General features: G+C 69.5%; 14 protein-coding genes and 1 pseudogene. 8 read left to right on the top strand and 7 right to left on the bottom strand.

Annotation, left to right across the window (positions count from 1 at the left end; all coding sequences use genetic code 11):
* Both STRTUCAR8_RS08215 and STRTUCAR8_RS08210 read right to left on the bottom strand, forming a co-directional pair.
* Positions 1-292 (bottom strand): annotated as a pseudogene (locus tag STRTUCAR8_RS08215) (glutamate-cysteine ligase family protein); the annotation flags it as partial.
* Positions 293-328: 36 nt separating this feature from the next.
* Positions 329-1006, bottom strand: coding sequence for a FadR/GntR family transcriptional regulator (locus tag STRTUCAR8_RS08210; protein ID WP_044471844.1), 678 nt, complete (start codon positions 1004-1006; stop codon positions 329-331).
* Between the two features lie 135 nt (positions 1007-1141).
* Between STRTUCAR8_RS08210 and STRTUCAR8_RS08205 the strand changes: the two genes are divergently transcribed.
* The 5 genes from STRTUCAR8_RS08205 to upp all read left to right on the top strand — a co-directional run bounded on the left by STRTUCAR8_RS08205 (position 1142) and on the right by upp (position 10594).
* Positions 1142-2428 (top strand): CynX/NimT family MFS transporter, encoded by a 1287-nt coding sequence (locus STRTUCAR8_RS08205; RefSeq protein WP_006375060.1) that lies wholly within the window; start codon positions 1142-1144, stop codon positions 2426-2428.
* Positions 2429-2648: 220 nt separating this feature from the next.
* The gene (locus STRTUCAR8_RS08200; RefSeq protein WP_044471843.1) at positions 2649-6860 is read left to right on the top strand and encodes an amino acid adenylation domain-containing protein; all 4212 of its coding nucleotides are present in this window, start codon (positions 2649-2651) and stop codon (positions 6858-6860) included.
* Positions 6861-6949: 89 nt separating this feature from the next.
* On the top strand, positions 6950-7903 hold the full coding sequence (locus tag STRTUCAR8_RS08195) for a pseudouridine-5'-phosphate glycosidase (protein ID WP_006375059.1): 954 nt from the start codon (positions 6950-6952) through the stop codon (positions 7901-7903).
* A 76-nt stretch (positions 7904-7979) separates the two neighbouring features.
* Entirely contained in the window at positions 7980-9836 is a 1857-nt protein-coding gene (locus STRTUCAR8_RS54020) for an HAD-IA family hydrolase (RefSeq protein WP_006375056.1), read from the top strand.
* A 38-nt stretch (positions 9837-9874) separates the two neighbouring features.
* A complete protein-coding gene (gene upp / locus STRTUCAR8_RS08180) occupies positions 9875-10594 on the top strand; it encodes a uracil phosphoribosyltransferase (RefSeq protein WP_006375066.1) in 720 nt (239 codons plus the stop codon).
* A 49-nt stretch (positions 10595-10643) separates the two neighbouring features.
* On the opposite strand, the gene STRTUCAR8_RS08175 is transcribed toward upp, so the two are convergent.
* The 3 genes from STRTUCAR8_RS08175 to STRTUCAR8_RS08165 all read right to left on the bottom strand — a co-directional run bounded on the left by STRTUCAR8_RS08175 (position 10644) and on the right by STRTUCAR8_RS08165 (position 13933).
* The gene (locus STRTUCAR8_RS08175; RefSeq protein WP_006375058.1) at positions 10644-11033 is read right to left on the bottom strand and encodes a VOC family protein; all 390 of its coding nucleotides are present in this window, start codon (positions 11031-11033) and stop codon (positions 10644-10646) included.
* Positions 11034-11216: 183 nt separating this feature from the next.
* Entirely contained in the window at positions 11217-12758 is a 1542-nt protein-coding gene (locus STRTUCAR8_RS08170; RefSeq protein ID WP_006375062.1) for a cellulase family glycosylhydrolase, read from the bottom strand.
* Between the two features lie 191 nt (positions 12759-12949).
* Positions 12950-13933: a WD40 repeat domain-containing protein gene (locus tag STRTUCAR8_RS08165; protein ID WP_006375055.1), complete on the bottom strand. Its 984-nt coding sequence runs from the start codon at positions 13931-13933 to the stop codon at positions 12950-12952.
* A gap of 232 nt (positions 13934-14165) precedes the next feature.
* Between STRTUCAR8_RS08165 and STRTUCAR8_RS08160 the strand changes: the two genes are divergently transcribed.
* Together STRTUCAR8_RS08160 and STRTUCAR8_RS08155 are read left to right on the top strand one after the other, a co-directional pair.
* The gene (locus tag STRTUCAR8_RS08160) at positions 14166-14849 is read left to right on the top strand and encodes a GDSL-type esterase/lipase family protein (RefSeq protein WP_006375057.1); all 684 of its coding nucleotides are present in this window, start codon (positions 14166-14168) and stop codon (positions 14847-14849) included.
* 218 nt (positions 14850-15067) lie between these two features.
* Positions 15068-15547: a carboxymuconolactone decarboxylase family protein gene (locus STRTUCAR8_RS08155; RefSeq protein ID WP_006375063.1), complete on the top strand. Its 480-nt coding sequence runs from the start codon at positions 15068-15070 to the stop codon at positions 15545-15547.
* A gap of 78 nt (positions 15548-15625) precedes the next feature.
* Here the strand turns inward: STRTUCAR8_RS08155 and STRTUCAR8_RS08150 are convergent, their stop codons facing one another.
* Positions 15626-16609, bottom strand: a complete 984-nt coding sequence (locus tag STRTUCAR8_RS08150) for a nuclear transport factor 2 family protein (protein ID WP_006375061.1) — start codon at positions 16607-16609, stop codon at positions 15626-15628.
* A gap of 135 nt (positions 16610-16744) precedes the next feature.
* A complete protein-coding gene (locus STRTUCAR8_RS08145; protein ID WP_044471842.1) occupies positions 16745-17254 on the bottom strand; it encodes a DUF1203 domain-containing protein in 510 nt (169 codons plus the stop codon).
* Between the two features lie 192 nt (positions 17255-17446).
* Between STRTUCAR8_RS08145 and STRTUCAR8_RS08140 the strand changes: the two genes are divergently transcribed.
* Positions 17447-18398 (top strand): aldo/keto reductase (locus STRTUCAR8_RS08140; RefSeq protein WP_044471841.1); only part of this gene is annotated, 952 nt, incomplete at its 3' end.

Raw genomic sequence — 18398 nt, 5'->3', positions numbered from 1 at the left:
TCGGCAGAAGCGCCGGGTAGTAGCGCAGGTTCTCCTCGAAGAGGTCGTAGGCCGACGAGATCCACCGCTCCCCGAACCAGGTGCGCGGCCGTACGCCCTGCGCCTGGAGTTCCGGCGGACGCGTGTCCGTGGACTGCGTGAACAGCGGGGGCCGCGACTCGCGCCACAGCTCACGGCCGAACAGGAACGGCGAGTTGGCCCCGATCGCGACCTGCACGGCGGCGATCGCCTGCGCCGCGTTCCACACATCGGCGAACCGCGCCGGAGTGACCTGGAGATGCAGTTGCACGGAGCCTTCGTCATGCCCGCACAGGCAAGGAAGCCGCCCTCACTCGTACTTCTCGGCGGGAGCGCAGTCCATGTAGGAGCCGGACTCGTACGCCGCCCGGTCGCTGTCGCGTGCGCGGATCGCCTCGACGAGTCGGGCGTGGTCCTGGAACTGCTCGGGGCGCAGGGTCTCGCCGAAGTGGTCGAGGAGCGAGTCCCGGATCACCTCACCCAGGTCCGCGTGCAACTCGGCCAGCACGGTGTTGTGGGACGCGGTGACGACGGCCAGATGGAAGGCCACGTCGGCGTTGGCGAAACCGACCCGGTCCCCGGCCGACCATGCCTCCTGCCGTTGCTGCAGCAGGAGTTCCAGCCGCTCCAGGTCGTCCGGGGTACGGCGGACGCAGGCCAGCCGCGCCGCCCGGATCTCCAGGGCGCTGCGGACGTCGGTGACGTCCTCCCGCCGGGCCTTCTCGAAGCGGGTCCGCATCATGCCGGCGAGTTCACTCGTCGCCTGCACATACGACCCCGAGCCGTGGCGGATCTCCAGCAGGCCGGTGTGCGCCAGGGCCCGGACCGCCTCACGCACCGTGTTCCGGGCAACTCCGAGCTGTTCGACCAGCTCCGTCTCGGTCGGGATGCGCGAGCCCACGGGCCAGGCCCCCGAGGTGATCTGCCGCCGCAACCGGGTGATCACCTGGTCGGAAAGCGCTTGGCGGCGAACGGGATCCATAGTCATCTCCTCAGACTACGTCGATTCTCACCCAATGAACCTCTCTGCGACTCATAGTGCCATCACCTCATCGACTCATCCCATGACTCTACCTACAAACCACTAGACATCGAGTCATGGGATGAGTCTACGATAGGGCCTATGCCGAAGAGTGAGTCCAACAGGCCCGCCTCGCACCCCGACCGGAACACCTCTCCCAGGACCACTTCCTCCCCCACCGCCTCCACCAGCCCCTCCACCACCTCCCGCAACACGCGACGCCTGGCGCTGGCGGCGCTCGTACTCGCGGCACTGAACCTGCGGCCGGGGGTCACCAGCCTCGGGCCGGTCCTCGAAGAAGTGCGCGACAGCCTGTCCATGAGCGGTACGACGAGCGGGGTCCTCACCTCGATCCCCGCCGCCTGCTTCGCCCTCATCGGCTCCACGGCCCCGGCTCTCGCCCGGCGCTACGGCGCGGCCGGCGCCATCGCCGCCGCCGCCGTGGTGCTGACGGCCGGGCTCGCCCTTCGGCCGTTCGCCACCGACCCCGCCCTGTTCGTCGTACTGACCGCCCTGTCGCTCGCCGGCATCGCCATCGCCAACGTGCTGCTCCCGGCCGTCGTCAAAGAGCGCTTCCCCGACCGGGTGGGCGCGATGACCGGCCTGTACTCCATGGCGCTGAACGCCGGCGCCTCGTCCGCCGCCGCCGTGACCGTCCCGCTGACCGAGGCGTTCGGCGGCGACTGGCGGTACGGCCTGGGGGCCTGGTCGGTGCTGGCCGCCATGGCCGTACCTCCCTGGCTGGCCCTCGCCCGCCGTCGGCCGCCGCCGGGACCGGACCCGGTGGCCGCGGACGCCCCACAGCAGCCTCCGCCACGGGTCCCGCTCTCCCGGGATCCCACCGCCTGGGCGCTCACCGCCTACTTCGGGCTGCAGGCGAGCTCCGCCTACATCATCATCGGCTGGCTGCCGCAGATCTTCCGCGACTCCGGTCTCTCCGCCCAGACCGCGGGCCTGCTCTTCTCCGGCACCTCACTGCTCGGCGTACCCCTCTCCTTCGCCCTGTCGGCGCTGGCCGGGAAGCTGCGGCACCAGAGCGGGATCGCGGCGGCGATCGGCGTGTGCGGCCTGGCCGGATTCACCGGCCTGTGGGCCGATCCGGCATCCACGCCCTGGCTCTGGGCGTTCCTCCTGGGCGTGGCCAACTGCTCCTTCCCGCTGGCCCTGACGATGATCGGCATGCGCGGCCGGGACGGCGCCTCCGTCGTCCGGCTCTCCGGCTTCGTACAGGGCTTCGGGTATCTGCTGTCGATCCCCGGGCCCGTCGTCGTGGGCGTTCTCTACGACCGCTCCGACGGCTGGCGACTGCCCCTGGGCTTCGTCCTGCTGCTGACGCTGGTACAGATCGCGGCGGGCCTGCTGGCGGGCCGTAATCGCCAGATCGGCTGAACAGACAGAATCCTCTTGACTGTACAGCGATCATGCTCTTGGATTGAATGAGTAAGCAGCAGAAAGATTGCCCCGCACAATTCGGTTCGCGCACAACTGCTGCTGAATTCGCCCCGCACAGCCGGTCGGCGAGAAATTCCGAAAACCGCACCAGAAGCACCATTGTTTCTCCGGCCATGCCCATTCTTGCGGAAAAGGGAAACCAGTGAGCACAGATGTGATGCCCGGTACTCGTCTCGCCGCCACCTGCCTGACCGACCTCCTCGCCGAACAGGCACGCCTCTCACCGGACCGGATCGCCGTCGTCCACGAGACCGAGAGCCTGACATTCGCGCAGCTCATGGGCCAGGCGCAGGAGTTGGGCGGGTTCCTGAGGCAGGCCGGCGTGACCCGGGGCAGCCGCGTCGGCGTGTTCATGGAACCGTCGCTCGACCTGATGACGACCGTCTGGGGAATCCTGTGGGCCGGCGGCTCCTACGTTCCGCTTTCCCCGGAATACCCCGGCGAGCGCATCGCGTACATGATGGCGGACGCCGGAGTGGAAATAGTCCTCACCCAGGAATTACTCCGGCCCGCCCTCCAGGAACTCTCCCCTGCGGGAGTTCGGGCCGTCACGCTCGACGAGGTGTTCCAGTCGTCGGAAGCGAACGGAAAAGGCGGGAGCGAAAACAAAATCGGCCGGAACGGGGAAAAGCCCCGGCCCGAGGATCTCGCCTATGTCATCTACACCTCCGGCAGTACCGGAAAGCCGAAGGGCGTGATGGTCGAGCACCGGAGCATCGTCAACCAGATGCGCTGGCTGCACACCGACCGCGGGATCGACGCCGGCGAGATCATCCTCCAGAAGACCCCCATGAGCTTCGACGCGGCACAGTGGGAGATCCTCGCCCCCGCCTGCGGAAGCACGGTGGTGATGGGAGCTCCCGGCGTCTACCGCGACCCCGAGGCGATCATCGCCACCATCAGGCGGCACGGCGTGACCACCCTGCAGTGCGTCCCCACCCTCCTCCAGGCGCTCCTCGACACCGAGAACCTCTCCGCCTGCGGCTCCCTGCGCCACATATTCAGCGGCGGCGAGGCGCTCTCCCGAAGCCTCGCCGCCCAGTGCCTCGACGCCATGCCGTCGGCCCGGCTGGTCAACCTGTACGGCCCCACCGAGTGCACCATCAACGCCTCGGCCTTCGTGGTGGACCGTGCGGCGGTGGACGACGGACCGCGCACCATGCCGGTGGGTACGCCCGTCAGCGGCACCACCTTCCACATCCTGGACCCGCAGGGGAAGCCGGTCGCGATCGGCGAGATCGGCGAACTGCACGTCGGCGGAATCCAGGTGGCCCGCGGTTACCTCGGCCGCCCCGACCTCACGGCCGACCGGTTCGTGGACGACCCCTTCTCCACCACCCCCGGAGCCCGTCTCTACCGCACCGGCGACCTGGCCCACTTCAACGCCGACAGCACGGTCCAGTTCGTCGGCCGCGCCGACAACCAGGTCAAGCTGCGCGGCTACCGGGTCGAACTCGACGAGATCCGCCAGACGATCGAGACCCACGACTGGGTCCGCGGCGCGGCCGTCCTGCTGCACGACAACGATGCCACCGGGTTCCAGAACCTGGTGGCCTTCGTCGAGCTCAACCCCAAGGAAGCCGCCGTGATGGACCAGGGCAACCACGGCGCCCACCACCAGTCCAAGCGCAGCAGACTCCAGGTCAGGGCCCAACTGGCGCACACCGGCTGCCGTGACGCCGGTGAACTCGACGGCCGGCCCGTGGTCGAACTCCCCGGCGGCGAGGCCACCCCCGAGCAGCGCGCACGCGCCTTCGCCCGCAAGACCTACCGTTTCTACGAGGGCGGGGCCGTCGGCCGGGACGACATCCTGCGGCTCCTGGCACCCCGCCCCCGGCCGCAGCACCCCGCACGCGACCTCGCCGACCTGACCCGGGCCGACCTCGGCACGCTCCTGCGGAACTTCGGCCGCCACGTCAGTGACCAGCGCCTGCTGCCCAAGTACGCCTACGCCTCACCCGGCTCCCTCTACGCCACGCAGCTGTACCTCGAACTCGACGGCGTGGCCGGGATCCCCGCGGGCCTGTACTACTACCACCCGCTCCACCACCACCTGGTGCTCGTCGGCCCGGCCCTCCCGGACAAGGAGACGCACCAGACGTCCCAGAGTCCCCGGACTCCCCACGTGAGAGTCCACTTCCTCGGCAAGCACCGGGCGATCGAACCGGTCTACCGCAACAACATCCGCGAGGTCCTGGAGATCGAGGCCGGGCACATGGTCGGCCTGTTCGAGGAGATCCTGCCCGCCCACGGCCTCGGCATCGCGGCCACGGAGTACCGGCCCGCCGTCAGGGACCGCCTCGACTGCGCCGAGGAGGACCACTACCTGGGCACGTTCGAACTCCTGCCCAGCACCTCTGCGGGCTCCGAGGCCGCCGCGAACACCGCCGACCACGACATCTACGTCCAGGCCCACTCCGGCCGGGTCGAGGATCTCCCGGCCGGCCAGTACCGGTACACCGACGGCAGCCTCGTACGCATCTCCGACGAGCTGGTGGCCAGGAAGCACGTCATCGCCATCAACCAGCGGGTCCACGAACGGGCCGGTTTCGGCATCAGCCTCGTCGCCACCAGCACCGACTCCTGGCGGCAGTACCTCGACCTGGGCCGCAGACTCCAGCGCCTCCAGATGAACGACCTGGGCCTCGGCTTCATGTCCTCGGGCTACAGCTCCAAGTCCGGCAACGACCTGCCTTCGGCCAGGCAGCTGAGCAGGATCCTCACCGACTGCGGACTGCCCACCGGACCGTCGTACTTCTTCGTGGGCGGGCGCGTCAGCGAGGAGCAGGTGCGCGGCGAGGACATGAAGGAGGACTCGGTCCACATGCAGGGGCCGGCCGAGCTGATCAAGGAGGACCTGGCCGGACTGCTGCCCCGCTACATGCTGCCCAACCGGATCGTCGTCCTGGACCGACTGCCCCTCACCGCCAACGGCAAGATCGACAACAAGGCGCTCGAAGCGTCCCAGCAGACCGAACTGGCCCTGGCCGGGAGGGCGTTCGTCGCCCCCCGCACCCGCTCGGAGCGCCGGATCCGCGATGTCTGGCAGACGGTGCTCAAGCGCGAACAGGTCTCCGTGGTCGACGACTTCTTCGAACTGGGCGGCAACTCCCTGCTCGCCGTGGCCCTCGTCGGCCGGCTGAAGGCGGACTTCGGCCAACCGATGCCGCTCCAGGTGCTGTTCGAGGCCCCGACCGTCGAGAAGCTCGCCGCCCGCCTCGACGCCGAGACGTCCGCGCCGCTGACCCGGCTCGTCCCCCTCCAGCCCGAGGGCACCGGCACCCCCCTGCACTGCTGGCCCGGCCTCGGCGGCTACCCCATGAACCTGCGCCCGCTGGCCACCGCGCTGGGCACCGACCGGCCCGTCCACGGGGTGCAGGCGTACGGCATCAACAGCGGCGAGGTCCCGTACGCCACCGTCCGCGAGATGGCGACCGCGGACGTCGAGGCGATCCGGGAGATCCAGCCGCACGGCCCCTACCTCCTGTGCGGCTACTCGTTCGGCGCCCGGGTCGCCTTCGAGGCGGCCTACCAGCTGGAGCAGGCGGGCGAGCGGGTGGAGCACCTGTTCCTCGTCGCCCCCGGCCAGCCCCGGCTGCGCCCCCAGGACGCCCAAGGTGCGGGCCACCGCGCGGACTTCGGCGACCGCGCCTTCCTCGCCATTCTCTTCTCGGTCTTCGCCGGCACGGTCGGCGGCCCGGCGCTGGACGAGGCCCAGCGGACCGTCCGGGACGAGGACGCCTTCGTCACCTTCGTCACCGCCCGCTTCCCCGGCCTCGGCGAGGAACTCGTACGGGCCGTCACGGGTGTCGTCCGGCAGACGTACTCCTTCACCTACGAGTTCGACGAGCTGACCGGCCGGCGCCTCGACGCCCCGATGACGCTCGTCAAGGCGACCGACGACAACTACTCCTTCATCGAGCGCAGCGAGCGCCGGGGCGGGTTCTCCACCCGCCCGCCCGCCGTCCACCAACTGCGGGCCGGCCACTACGAGCTGCTGCGCGAGCCGTACGCCGCCGAACTCGCCGCGCTCCTCAACGCCCGGATCGACGCAACGACCGCCGTCACCGACCCGGTCACCGTTGCCGCCACCACGTCCACGCGTCCGGGCCGGCCGGCCCACGCCGTTCTCCAGGAGGTCGGAGTGCCCCACATCAACATCAAGCACTTCCCGGTGCCCATCACCGACGAGCAGGAACGGGAACTGGTCACCGCGGTCACGGCGGCCGTGCGCAACGCCTTCGGCTGCAAGGAGGATGTCGTCTCCATCGCACTCGAACCCGTCACCCAGGACGTGTGGAACGAGCGGGTCTACGTGCCCGAGATCGTCGACCGGCAGGACCTGCTGCGCAAGACGCCCAACTACTGACCGGCGCCACCTCCACCACCTCCACCACCCCGATCGCCTCGATCGCCGCCCGGCCCTCAGTAACCGCCCTTCAGCAAAGGACCTTTCACATGGCGCTCCCCGCACGCGGACACGGACACCGTCCGGTGCCCCTGGTGTTCACCGACGAGGTGGCCGCGGCGCTCGCCGACGGCGACCCGGTGGTGGCCCTGGAGTCGAACGTCATCACCCACGGCCTCCCCTACCCCGACAACGCGGCCACCGCCCGCAAGGTGGAGGAGGCGGTACGGGCCGGCGGCTCGGTGCCCGCCACCATCGGCATCGACGACGGTCGCATCCTGGTCGGGATGACCGACGCGGACATCGAGCGCTTCGCCGACACGCCGGGCATCCCGAAGGTGAGCAGCCGGGACCTCGGGGCCGTCCTCGCCTCCGGCGGTATGGGCGCCACGACCGTCGCGTCGTCGCTGGTCGCGGCGGAACTCGCCGGGATCGCCTTCTTCTCGTCGGCGGGCATCGGCGGCGTCCACCGTGGCGCCGAGACCACCATGGACGTCTCCTCGGACCTCATCCAGTTCACCCGGTCGAAGGTGGCCGTCGTCTGCGCCGGCGCGAAGAAGATCCTCGACCTCGGCCTGACCATGGAGTTCCTGGAGACCCACTGCGTCCCCGTCATCTCGTACGGCTACGACGACTTCCCCGCCTTCTACTGCCGCTCCAGCGGGCTGCGCGCGCCGCAACGGCTCGACGACGAGGCCCTGATCGCCCGTGCCGTCGAGACCCACTGGGCCCTGGGCAACCCCGGCGGTGTCCTCGTCACCAGCCCGACCCGGGAGGAGGACGCGATCGACGGGCAGGACATCGAGGCCGCCATCGCCGGGGCCCTGCGCGGCGCCGCCGACGACGGGGTGCGGGGCGGCGCCGTCACGAAGTACGTGATGCGTGCCGTGGACCGCGCCACCGAGGGACGGTCCGCGCTGGCCAACATGGCCGTCCTCATCCACACCGCCGAGGTCGGCGGCCGGCTCGCCGCGGCCCACGCCCGGCTCCGACGCGAGGGCTGACCGGATGAGACCGGCCCAGACCCACACCCACTCCCACACCCGAATTCACCCCCAAACCCACTCCCCGGAGGCAATCGTGACCCGCGTGGCGATGTTCGACCTGGACGGCACGCTCGTCGACTCGCCGCGGGCGATCGTGGAGGCGTTCGCCGTCGCCTTCGAGGCGATGGGTGCCGACCCCCGGGACCCGGCGGACGTCCGGGCGACCATCGGCCTGCCGCTCGAGCAGGCGTTCGGCAAACTGCTTGGGGTGCCGCAGGACGACCCCCGGGTCGCCGAGGGTGTCGCCCAGTACCAGGAGGCGTTCCGCACGGTCATCCTGCCCCGCGCCCGGTCCCTGGTCTTCCCCGGCGTCGCCGAGGGCCTCGACGAACTGCGCCGCAGGGGAGTCGTCCTGACGGTGGCCACGAGCAAGTTCCACACCAGCGCCGACGCGCTGCTGACCGCCGCAGGACTACGCGACCACATCACGGTCCTGATCGGCGCCGACGACGTCACCTACCCCAAACCCCACCCCGAGTCCGGGCTGCTGATCCTCGAACGCCTGGACGCCCGCCCCGAGCACGCGGTGATGGTCGGCGACACCACCCACGACCTGCGAATGGCCGAGGCGGCCGGTATCGCCTCGGTCGCGGTCACCTACGGGGTGCACCAGTTGGCCGAACTGGAGGCGGCCCGCCCGACGTACGTCGCCGAGACGTTCCCCGAGGTCGTCGCCCACATCATCGGCACCCTGCCCGACAGCGGCCCGGCCGGCGCCACGCTGGTCGAGGACATGCTGAACGACCGTACGCATCACATCGAGTTCAACGGCCACCTCACCAACCACGTGAAGCACGCCGTCGTCGCCCTGGCCGGCCTGGGCATCGCCCCGGAGCGCATCAAGGCATACCACGACAACTACGTCACCCTCACCCCGTACGGCTGCCCCGTCGAGCCGGCCCGGGCGCCGCAGCAGACCGTCGACGACGACAACTGGCTCCAACTCCTGGGCAAACGCGAGGACTTCGCCGCATACTGCGAGTTCTTCGACCGCCGCGAGCAGGAACTCGGAATGGCGGAGATGCTACGGCGCCATCTGCCCCGTCTGCTCTCCGGCTGGGTCGGCGCCCTCCAGCACGCGACCATCCACCTGGGCTGGGCCCTGGACGCGGGCAACCGCCGGATGGCCATCGAGGGCATCGCCTACCTGGCCTTCGCCCACGTCGACTGCCACCCCGAGCGCACCGTCGTCTCGGAGGCGTACGGCGCGGAGCTGCCCAAGGACTCGCTGCTGCGCCTCGCCCACTACTGGGAGGAGAACCGGCAGGAGCTCGGCGCCTGGGTGCAGAACCTGGTCGACGACACGACGGCGGACATCCACCCCGAGTTGCTCAGGTCCGGACTGCAGCACCGGATCGCCCGGATGCTCGGCGAAGGCCACCCCCGGATCTACGAGACCCCCGGCTGGGTCAACGACCGGGACACCGACGCCAGTTGGGACCAGCTCGGCTACCTGGTCACCCTTCTCTACCTGGCGGAACCGGGGGACTTCCTCCTGCTGCACCTCATGACCGCGCTGCACGCCATGCGGCACATCGCGGACGCCCTTCCCGCCGAGCAGCGCCCCGAGGCGGTGAAGTGCTACTGGACCGGCATCCTCGGCGTCCTGTTCTCCCGCGGCCACTTCGCCCGCCCGGGAAAGCTGACGGCGCTCGACGGCCTCTTCGACACGGCCGTGGACGACGTCACCGACCCGCGCTGGGCCCGTGAGTGGAGCTGGCTGATCGCACGAGCCGCGGAGGAGGAGGAAGAGCACAACCCGAAGCTCGTCTACGTGATGCGCGAGATGTGGCACCGCACGGGCGGCCGGTCCGTCTACCGCGTCGCCGCCGGCCAGTTCACCGCGACACCCGAACTGCCCGCCACCTTCGAACAGCCGCCGGTCGACTGACCACCGCCGTCCCCCAACTTGCGTACGAGGAGCCGAACATGACCACCGCCACGACACCCGCGCCGACGACCGCGCCGACCACCGTCACCGCGCCCACCCTTCAGACGTACCTGGACCGCAACGTCCACCTGCTCCCCCAGACCGACCAGCTGCGCGCCCTGCACACGGCCGTCCGTGACCGCGACGCCTCCCGCGAGGACTTCGTCTTCTACGCCGGCCGCATCATCCGCCTGCTCACCGAGGCGGCCCTGAACCTCCTGCCCTTCGAGCCGTACGACGTCACCACGCCCGTGGGCAGCACGTACCGGGGGCTGCGCTTCGCGGACAAACTGTGCGGGGTGCCGATCATCCGCGCCGGCGAGAGCATGGAGGCCGAACTGCGCGCGGTGGTCCCGGGGATCAGGATCGGGAAGGTCCTCATCCAGCGCGACCCGACGACCAAGCAGCCGCACCTCTACTACACGAAGCTCCCCGACGACATCGCCGACCGTCACGTCCTCTTACTCGACCCGATGCTGGCGACCGGCGGCACGGCGATCGCCGCCATCGAGGTCCTGCGCGGGCTCGGCGTGCCGGAGGAGCACATCGTCTTCGTCAACTTCATCACCGTGGCGGAGGGAATCACCGCGGTGTGCGAGCGCTACCCCGGCGTACGGATCGTCACGTCCGCCGTCGAGGACAGCCTGAGCGAGCACGCGTACATGCTGCCCGGCATAGGCGACTTCGGCGACCGCTACTTCGGCACGGACCGCTGGTAGACCCGCTCCGCCGAACGCCACCGCCTCCACGACGCGGTACATGTGCCGCCTACGAGGTCCAGCCGCCGTACGGCACGGTGAGGAGTTCCATGGCGTGGCCCGCCGGGTCCATGAAGTACACGCCGCGGCCACCGTCGTTGACGTTGATCGCGCCGGGCTGCTTGCGGTGGGGATCGGCGTAGTGCTCGACGCCGCGCTGCCTGATCTGCGCGTATGCCGCGTCGAACTCCTCCTCGGAGACCAGGAAGGCGTAGTGCTGGGGGGTGATGCTGCCGGCGGGGATCGTGGCGAAGTCCAGTGTGACGCCGTTGCTCAGATCGACGGCGATGAACGGGCCCCACTCGGCGGTGATCTCAAGCCCGAGCAGGTTCGCGAAGAACTCCGCGGACTCCCGGTTGTCCCGGGCATGGACGATCGTGTGGTTCAACTCGACTGACAAGGAAGCCTTCCGAAGGCAGTCCCGACACCTCCATGCCTCACCCAGCCGGTGACCGGCACGCGATGCCGCCGTACAGCCTAGTCCGCGCAGTCGCCGGGTGTGCCGAGTGGCGGGTGGCGGGTGGCGGGTGGCGGGTGGCGATGGAGGGAACCCGGGAGGCCAACGGGCCCCCCCTCCCCTCACTCACGTCGCCGTACAGCTCACCGCCGGAACGCCCCCGCCGCCCGGCGCTCCCCCGAACCCGAAGCTCGCCGAACCTCCCACCGCCAGGCTCCCGTTGTGAGCCGCGTTCACAGCGGTCACCGTCGAGCCCGTCTGGGTGTACGTCGCGTTCCACATGCTCGTGACCGCCTGTGAACCGCCCCAAGTCCAGGTCACTTTCCAGGACTTGAGTGCCACCGTCCCCGAATTGGTCACCTTCACCTCGGCGTTGAACCCGCCGCCCCAGTCGCTGCTGACGGCGTAGGTGGCCGCGCAGGCCGCCGTACTACCGCCGCCACCGCCGCCCCCTCCTCCGCCGCCGCCGTTCCCCGGGAAGCCCGGCGCCTTCACGCTCGCCAGATAGCCGTCCTTCACGGTGTCCACCGACGACCAGTCGTCCTTCAGGATCCCGCCCGTGTCACCGGAGTTGGGGTTCCACGACCAGAAGGTCCAGTGGAAGGAGTCCGAGCCGTACGTCGCTGTCGGCCGCAGATAGTCCACCAGCGCGGCCAGCCACCGCTGGTCCACCGTCGACTGGAGTGTCGTACCGAACTCCCCCACCCACACCGGCGCGATGTTCTGCTTGAAGATGTAGCCCCAGTACTTGTCCCAGATGCCCGGCATGTTGGCGGGGAACGAGGGATCACTGAACCAGCTCTGCTGGGCGACGCTCGTCGCGTAGTCGTGGGCGGAGTACACGACCCGGTTCGCCACGCTCAGCTGCACCGGATACTGCGCGACCCCCATCAGGTTGCCGCCCCACCAGCCGGACACCCCGTTGAACGTCTGCACGCCCTCCACGAACACCAGCAGCTGCGGATTCACGCCGAGAACCGCGTTGCCCGCCCGCTGTGCCGCCAGCCGCCAGTCCTTCGTCGTGTCACCGCAGCCCCAACAGGCCGGATCGTGCGGCTCGTTGTGCAGGTCGATGCCGATGACCGTGTCCTGCCCGACGTAACGCGTCGCCAGCGCCTTCAGGTTGGCGATCCACGTCGACTCGGGCACCGCCGCCGTGTACCAGAGCGCAGACTGCCCGCCCGAGTCCGGCCGGTGCCGGTCCAGGATGACCTTGAGGCCGATCTGACCGGCGTACGCGACCAGCTTGTCCATGACCTGAAGGGAGTTCAGGCCCTGCAGATCGGCGTTCTTGCCGCTGCTGAAGTCGATGCTGTTGGGGACGGTGGAGGACTTGAAGATGTCGTCGCTGTACGGCATCCGGATGGTGTTGTAGCCGAGCGACCTCATCTGGTCGATCATGCTCTTGTAGTCGCGGGACCAGAGGCCGTGCACCACGTAGTTGCCGGTCTCGAAGCCGAACCAGTTGATGCCGGCGATCCGGACGGGCTGCCCGGCCGCGTCCAGGATCTGCCGCCCGCTGGTGTGCCAGTAGCCGGCACCGGCGTCCGCCGCACGGACGTCCGCCGCCTGCGCCGCCTGCGCGGCCTGCGCACCGGCTCCCAACGGCAACAGAAGCGCGGCAGCGGCGGCGCACAGAGCTCTTCTCAAGGTACGGAAGCGGAACATGTCGCTTGTTCCTCTCGGGAGGCGCGGCCCCGGAATCAATGGGAGCGCTCCCACACACCGCGCACCTCCCAGGAAACTGACACAACATGCCCACGTCAATACTCGCGGCACCCCGGAATAAGGACGGCGTTCAGCGACCGCCAGACGCTCAGCTGCTCAGCTCCCGGCAACAGCAGGACATCCCGGCACGATCACGAAGGCCGCCGCCTAAGCCGCTTGAGCCCGAGATAGGCGAGGAGGAGCACGCCGACAGCGACAGCCCCGTTCCTGACGTTCCCGCCCGAGCCCCCGCCCTCGTCGTCACCCGAGGCCGAACTCCCGTTGCCACCACCGGAGTCGGAGCCGCCGGACTTGCCGTACGACGGAGCGTCCTCGGCCTCGACACCGCTCTCGGCGCCCTCACTCCCGTACATGAGCTTGGACCCGTCACGGCTGTACGTGACCGACTCCCCCTGCCCCTGCAGGGGCACGTCGAGCTGGCCCTGCCGCTTGAGCTTGCCGCCGTTCCAGGCGTAGGAGACGCCGCCGAAGTACCCGCGTACGGCCAACTGCCGTCCGTCGGGCGAGAAAGCGGCGTCGGTGGCCCACATGTCGACGGGGGCGACGGGCCGGAAGACGTTGGTGCCGGAGGAGGAGAGCTTGGCCGGCCCGGCGTACAGATGCCCGCCGTCCTCCTGCTTGTCGATGATGTAGACGCGCCCGGTCTTCGGATGCACGACGAGGGACTCGGCGTCACGCGAACCGTCCGAGTACTTCACGACGTACTGCGTGGCGCGGATCGTCTGGTTCCTGAGCACCTTGGGCTCGGGGAGCCGGTAGATCCACACGTAGTCCCAGGTCACACCGTCGTTGTCGCCGATGTCGCCGACGTAGATCTGGTTGTCCGGCCCGATGGAGATGGCCTCGATGTCGCGGGGTGTGCCCACGCCGGTCATGGTGACGGTGGCGACGGTCTGCCCGGTCGCGCTGTCGACCGCGTACAGGAAGGCACCGTCGTCGCTGTCGTTGTGGGTCCAGTAGACGCCGGGGTGGAGTCGGGAGGCGGCGAGACCGCTGGACTCGGTGATCCGCGGGTCCTTGATGGTGAAGTCCTGGTCACCATCGGCAGCGGAGGCGGGCGCGGCGAGCACCCAGACGAGTAGGCCCCCGGCGAGGAGGGCGAGCGATCGGCGCATGCCCTCAAGCGTGCCATCCCGGCGATCGATACGAGGCCCACGACCCTGACCACCCCGCCGGATCAGCGACCGATCACCACTCCCGCACGCCCAACCACCGGCACGACTGCTGCACAACCGCTGGCACAACTACCCGCAAGCTGACATACACCTGACACCGGGTGGCCCGACTCACACACCGCACCCGTCCCACGCCCCTCCCCTCATCCCTCCCATCCCTCATCATGAGCGGATGCTCAGGTTGATGCCGGTAGGCGACTCCATGACGATCGGCAGTGCGGGCGAACACACCTGGCGCTACCGGCTGTGGCAGCACCTGCGGGTGACGTACGGCGCCCCGTTCCGGATCGTCGGCCCGCGCGAGGCGCTGTACGACAAGGCGACGGACACCGCCGACTCGTACGAGTACGCCGACCCGGACTTCCCCCGCGCCCATCTGGCCGGCTGGGGCGAGGGCTGGCAGCACATGGCCCCGCTGATCGCGGACGCGGTACGCGTCCACGAGCCGGACGTCCTCCTGGTCTCCCTTGGCCTGATCGACCTGGGCTTCTACACGGACGCGGACCAGACGGCCGAGAACGTCCGCCGCTTCGTGGCCGAGGCACGGCGCTCCAACCCCCGTATCGCCATCGCCCTGTTGCCGGTGATCCCGAACGTCCGCGCACAGACGGACCCGCCCTTCGCCACCCAGGTCACCCGCTTCAACGAACTCCTGGCGAAAACGGCGGCCGACCTGGACGAACCCCGCTCCCCTCTGCTCCTGACATCGCCCCCACCGTCGTACGACATCCACCACGACACGTACGACGGCACGCATCCCAACGCGAGCGGCGAGCACAAGATCGCGGGGGCGTTCGCGGACTCGCTGTACGAGGCCTGGGATCTGGGGGAGCGATACGGCGCCGGGAGCGGATGACCGGATCGAGGCGTGGGCCGGCTGCCGCGTAGGTCGCGGACGTCCCGGACGACATTCCGGACGACACCCAGCGGCACAACCTCCGCCGCCGACCCACACTCCCAGGCATCGGCGAGACCCACGTCACATTCGCTGAGGTCTGTCACATCTCGGCGCTCCGTCCCGTCGTCCATGTGTAACGCCCGACGGAGGCAGTACCCAAGACGGAGGAGCCCATCATGGAAGCCCGCTTGAACCTCTTCGCCAACCCGGTCGTGACCAAGGCCACGAAGCACCTCGTCGCGGCGGGCAAGGCGGCCGCGGACTCGGCCCTGCCGCTCGCGACGCAGGAGCTGGTGCGGCTCCGCGCCAGCCAGATCAACGGCTGCGGTTTCTGCACCGACATGCACACGAAGGACGCCGCCGCCGCGGGCGAGACCGCGCAGCGCCTTCACCTGGTCGCGGCCTGGCGTGAGGCCAAGGTCTTCACCGACGCCGAGCGCGCCGCGCTGGAACTGACGGAACAGGGCACCCGTATCGCGGACGCGGCCGGCGGCGTCACGGACGAGGCCTGGGCGAACGCCGCCAAGTACTACGACGAGGAGCAGCTCGCGGCCCTGGTCCTCACCATCACCCTGATCAACGCCTTCAACCGGATGAACGTCATCGTCCAGCAGCCCGCCGGCGACTACGAGCCCGGCATGTTCGCCCAGCTCTGACGAGGGCGACGACGAGGTTGGGGCCGCCCGGCGCAGGAAGCCGGGCGGCCGCACCGCTCGACCGACCACGTTCTCGTCTCAGAACATCGTGTTGTCGTTGGCCGAAGTCGCGGGAACGTCCTGCAGTACGTCCCAGTGCTCGACGATCTTCCCGCCCCGCACCCGGAACAGGTCCACGACGGCCTGCCCGCGCTCGCCCGGCGCGTTCACGTAGTGGCTGTGCACGGCGACCAGATCACCTTCCGCCACCACCCGCTTCCGCGAGACGGCCAGCTCCGGGAACGCCCGGAAGTACCCGCCGAGCCCCTCCCGCGCGCCGGCCACACCGTCCGCGATGCTGGGATTGTGCTGGTGGTACTCGGAACCCCAGTACGTGTCGAGCGCGGAGAGGTCCTTGTCGACGATGAGCCGGTCGAACGCCTTGGTCACGAGCTTCTCGTTGTAGGCGGTGAGCCACCGCGACCCCGGCTGCTCGGTGCGCGGCCGGCTGACCGTCGAGAACATGTCGTTGCCGTTGGCGCTGGTGTCCGGCACGTTCTGCCCGGTGTCCCAGTGCTCGGCGATCTTCCCGCCCCGGAACCGGAAGATGTCGAACACGGCCGAGCCCCGAGTCCCGGGCGTCAGCACGACGTTGGAGTGCACGAGGACGAGGTCGCCCTCCGAGATGACCCGCTTGACGTCGTACTTCGCCTCGGGGAACTGCTGATGCACACCGGTGGCCAGGTTCTTCAGCGGCCCGGAGCCGTCGCCCGCGAGGGGGTTGTGCTGGATGTAGTCGGGCCGCACGAACCTGTCCACGACCGCGGTGTCACCCCGCTCGAAGACACCCTTGAGGACGCGTACGGCAACGTCCTTCTGGTAGTCGAGCCGGGCACCGTCACCAACGTGCAAGCCGTACCCGCCGGAGCCGCCATGCCCGTCGTACCCGACGACATGACGCCCACCGGCGGACGGCGAGGCGACAGCGGGCACGGCCGCGGCGCCCAGCAGGGCGGACACGGCGAGCGCGGCGACGAGAACACGGCGGGCGGGCATACGCGGGGCAGGCATGTGGGGGGTCACGGGTACTCCCTGTCTGGGGACTCTCAGGACTTGACGACGAGCCAGTATCTTGAAACTTAAAGCGACTAGCGCTGCGCATACGTAAGCACTAACCACAAGTTAGTGTCAACCACCTGTGCCCGCCCACGTGCGGCGTCAGGCGGAAGGCCGTCGCACCTCGAAGTGGAAGCAGCCGTATTCCAGTGCCCTGACGTGTACGAGCACCACGTCCGGATCGGTGAACGCATCGTCGAAGGCCGCATCGAAGCCGGTCGTGGCGTCGGCCGGAATCTCCAGAAGGCGGCCACCCGCGATATGGCCCCGGGCGTCATAGCGGCGCACGGTACGCAGCGCGCCCCGCCGAGCGAGGGGATAGTCCTCGCCGGCGGTGAACCCGCCGCAGCCGTCGGCGTGGATGAAGACGGGGCCCTGTTCGTCGTACGCGCCCGGATCCGCACCGCTGTCGGCGGCCCAGCGACGCAACGGGGCGTACGAGACAAGGGCGATCCGCTCGCCGAGCGCGATGGGGCGCAGACAGCAGCGCAGCGGAGAGCCCGCGTCCGCGCCGGTCGCGAGGTAGGGGGCGCAGGGACGACCGGCGTCGTCGGTGACTCGCAGCTCGTCGAGGGCGGCTGCGCAGATGGGGAGCACGGTGTATCTGGTCATGTGCGCATGCTGGACCGACGCACCGGCGGCCGCTGGCAGGAATCGGACATCAGGCTGGAGCGCACCCGCTCGGAAGGCCAACTGGAACGTCACCCTCGCGAAAGCCGGACACGACCATGCCCGTTTCCGCACAGACCTGCCGCCCAGGACGCCCCTTGCCTTGAGCGGGCTCGAAGGCGTTGGCTTGCGGGCATGAAGTACACGCAGCTCGGACGCACAGGACTCAAGGTCAGCCGGCTCGTTCTCGGGACCATGAACTTCGGCCCCCAGACCGACGAAGCCGACAGCCACGCGATCATGGACGCGGCCCTGGACACAGGGATCAACTTCTTCGACACCGCCAACGTCTACGGCTGGGGCGAGAACAAGGGCCGTACGGAATCGATCATCGGCAACTGGTTCGCCAAGGGCGGTGAGCGCCGCGACAAGGTGGTCCTCGCCACCAAGGTGTACGGCAACATGGCCGCCGACGGCGAAGCGTGGCCCAACCACGACAAGCTCTCCGCGCTGAACATCCGCCGCGCGGTGGACGCGTCGCTGAAGCGGCTCCAGACCGACCACATCGACGTCTACCAGTTCCACCACATCGACCGCTCGACCCCCTTCGAGGAGATCTGGCAGGCGGTCGACGTACTCGTACAGCAGGGGAAGATCCTCTACGCGGGGTCGAGCAACTTCCCGGGATACAAGATCGCCCAGGCCAACGAGACCGCCGCCCGCCGCGGCGGAACCATCGGGCTGGTCAGCGAGCAGTGCCTCTACAACCTCGCCGAGCGGCGCGCCGAGATGGAGGTCATCCCGGCCGCGCAGGAGTACGGCCTCGGGGTCATCCCCTGGTCGCCGCTGCACGGCGGACTGCTCGGCGGCGTCATCAGGAAGGAGGTCCAGGGCGGCAGGCGCGCGAGTGGCCGCGCGGCCGACACCCTCGCCGACCCGGCCTCACGCGCCCAGATCCAGGCGTACGAGGATCTCCTCGACAAGCACGGGATCGAGCCCGGCGAGGCGGCTCTCGCCTGGCTGCTCACCCGCCCCGGCGTGACCGGCCCGATCGTCGGCCCGCGCACAGCCGAGCAGTTGGAGTCGGCGGTACGGGCGTCCGAACTGGAGCTGAGCGACGAACTGCTGACCTCGCTCGACGAGATCT

It is taken from the genome of Streptomyces turgidiscabies Car8 (assembly GCF_000331005.1).
GTDB classification, from domain to species: Bacteria; Actinomycetota; Actinomycetes; order Streptomycetales; family Streptomycetaceae; genus Streptomyces; species Streptomyces turgidiscabies.
The sequence above is the reverse complement of the archived record's forward strand: the minus strand, read 5'-3'. Positions and strand labels throughout refer to the sequence as shown.

Excerpts from the sequence above, each read along its gene's own strand:
- STRTUCAR8_RS08165 (WP_006375055.1), bottom strand. The coding sequence starts at position 13,933 with ATGCGCCGATCGCTCGCCCTCCTCGCCGGGGGCCTACTCGTCTGGGTG.
- STRTUCAR8_RS08200 (WP_044471843.1), top strand. The coding sequence starts at position 2,649 with ATGCCCGGTACTCGTCTCGCCGCCACCTGCCTGACCGACCTCCTCGCC.
- STRTUCAR8_RS08210 (WP_044471844.1), bottom strand. The coding sequence starts at position 1,006 with ATGACTATGGATCCCGTTCGCCGCCAAGCGCTTTCCGACCAGGTGATC.
- STRTUCAR8_RS08145 (WP_044471842.1), bottom strand. The coding sequence starts at position 17,254 with ATGACCAGATACACCGTGCTCCCCATCTGCGCAGCCGCCCTCGACGAG.
- STRTUCAR8_RS08155 (WP_006375063.1), top strand. The coding sequence starts at position 15,068 with ATGGAAGCCCGCTTGAACCTCTTCGCCAACCCGGTCGTGACCAAGGCC.
- STRTUCAR8_RS08170 (WP_006375062.1), bottom strand. The coding sequence starts at position 12,758 with ATGTTCCGCTTCCGTACCTTGAGAAGAGCTCTGTGCGCCGCCGCTGCC.
- STRTUCAR8_RS08160 (WP_006375057.1), top strand. The coding sequence starts at position 14,166 with ATGCTCAGGTTGATGCCGGTAGGCGACTCCATGACGATCGGCAGTGCG.
- upp (WP_006375066.1), top strand. The coding sequence starts at position 9,875 with ATGACCACCGCCACGACACCCGCGCCGACGACCGCGCCGACCACCGTC.
- STRTUCAR8_RS08205 (WP_006375060.1), top strand. The coding sequence starts at position 1,142 with ATGCCGAAGAGTGAGTCCAACAGGCCCGCCTCGCACCCCGACCGGAAC.
- STRTUCAR8_RS08195 (WP_006375059.1), top strand. The coding sequence starts at position 6,950 with ATGGCGCTCCCCGCACGCGGACACGGACACCGTCCGGTGCCCCTGGTG.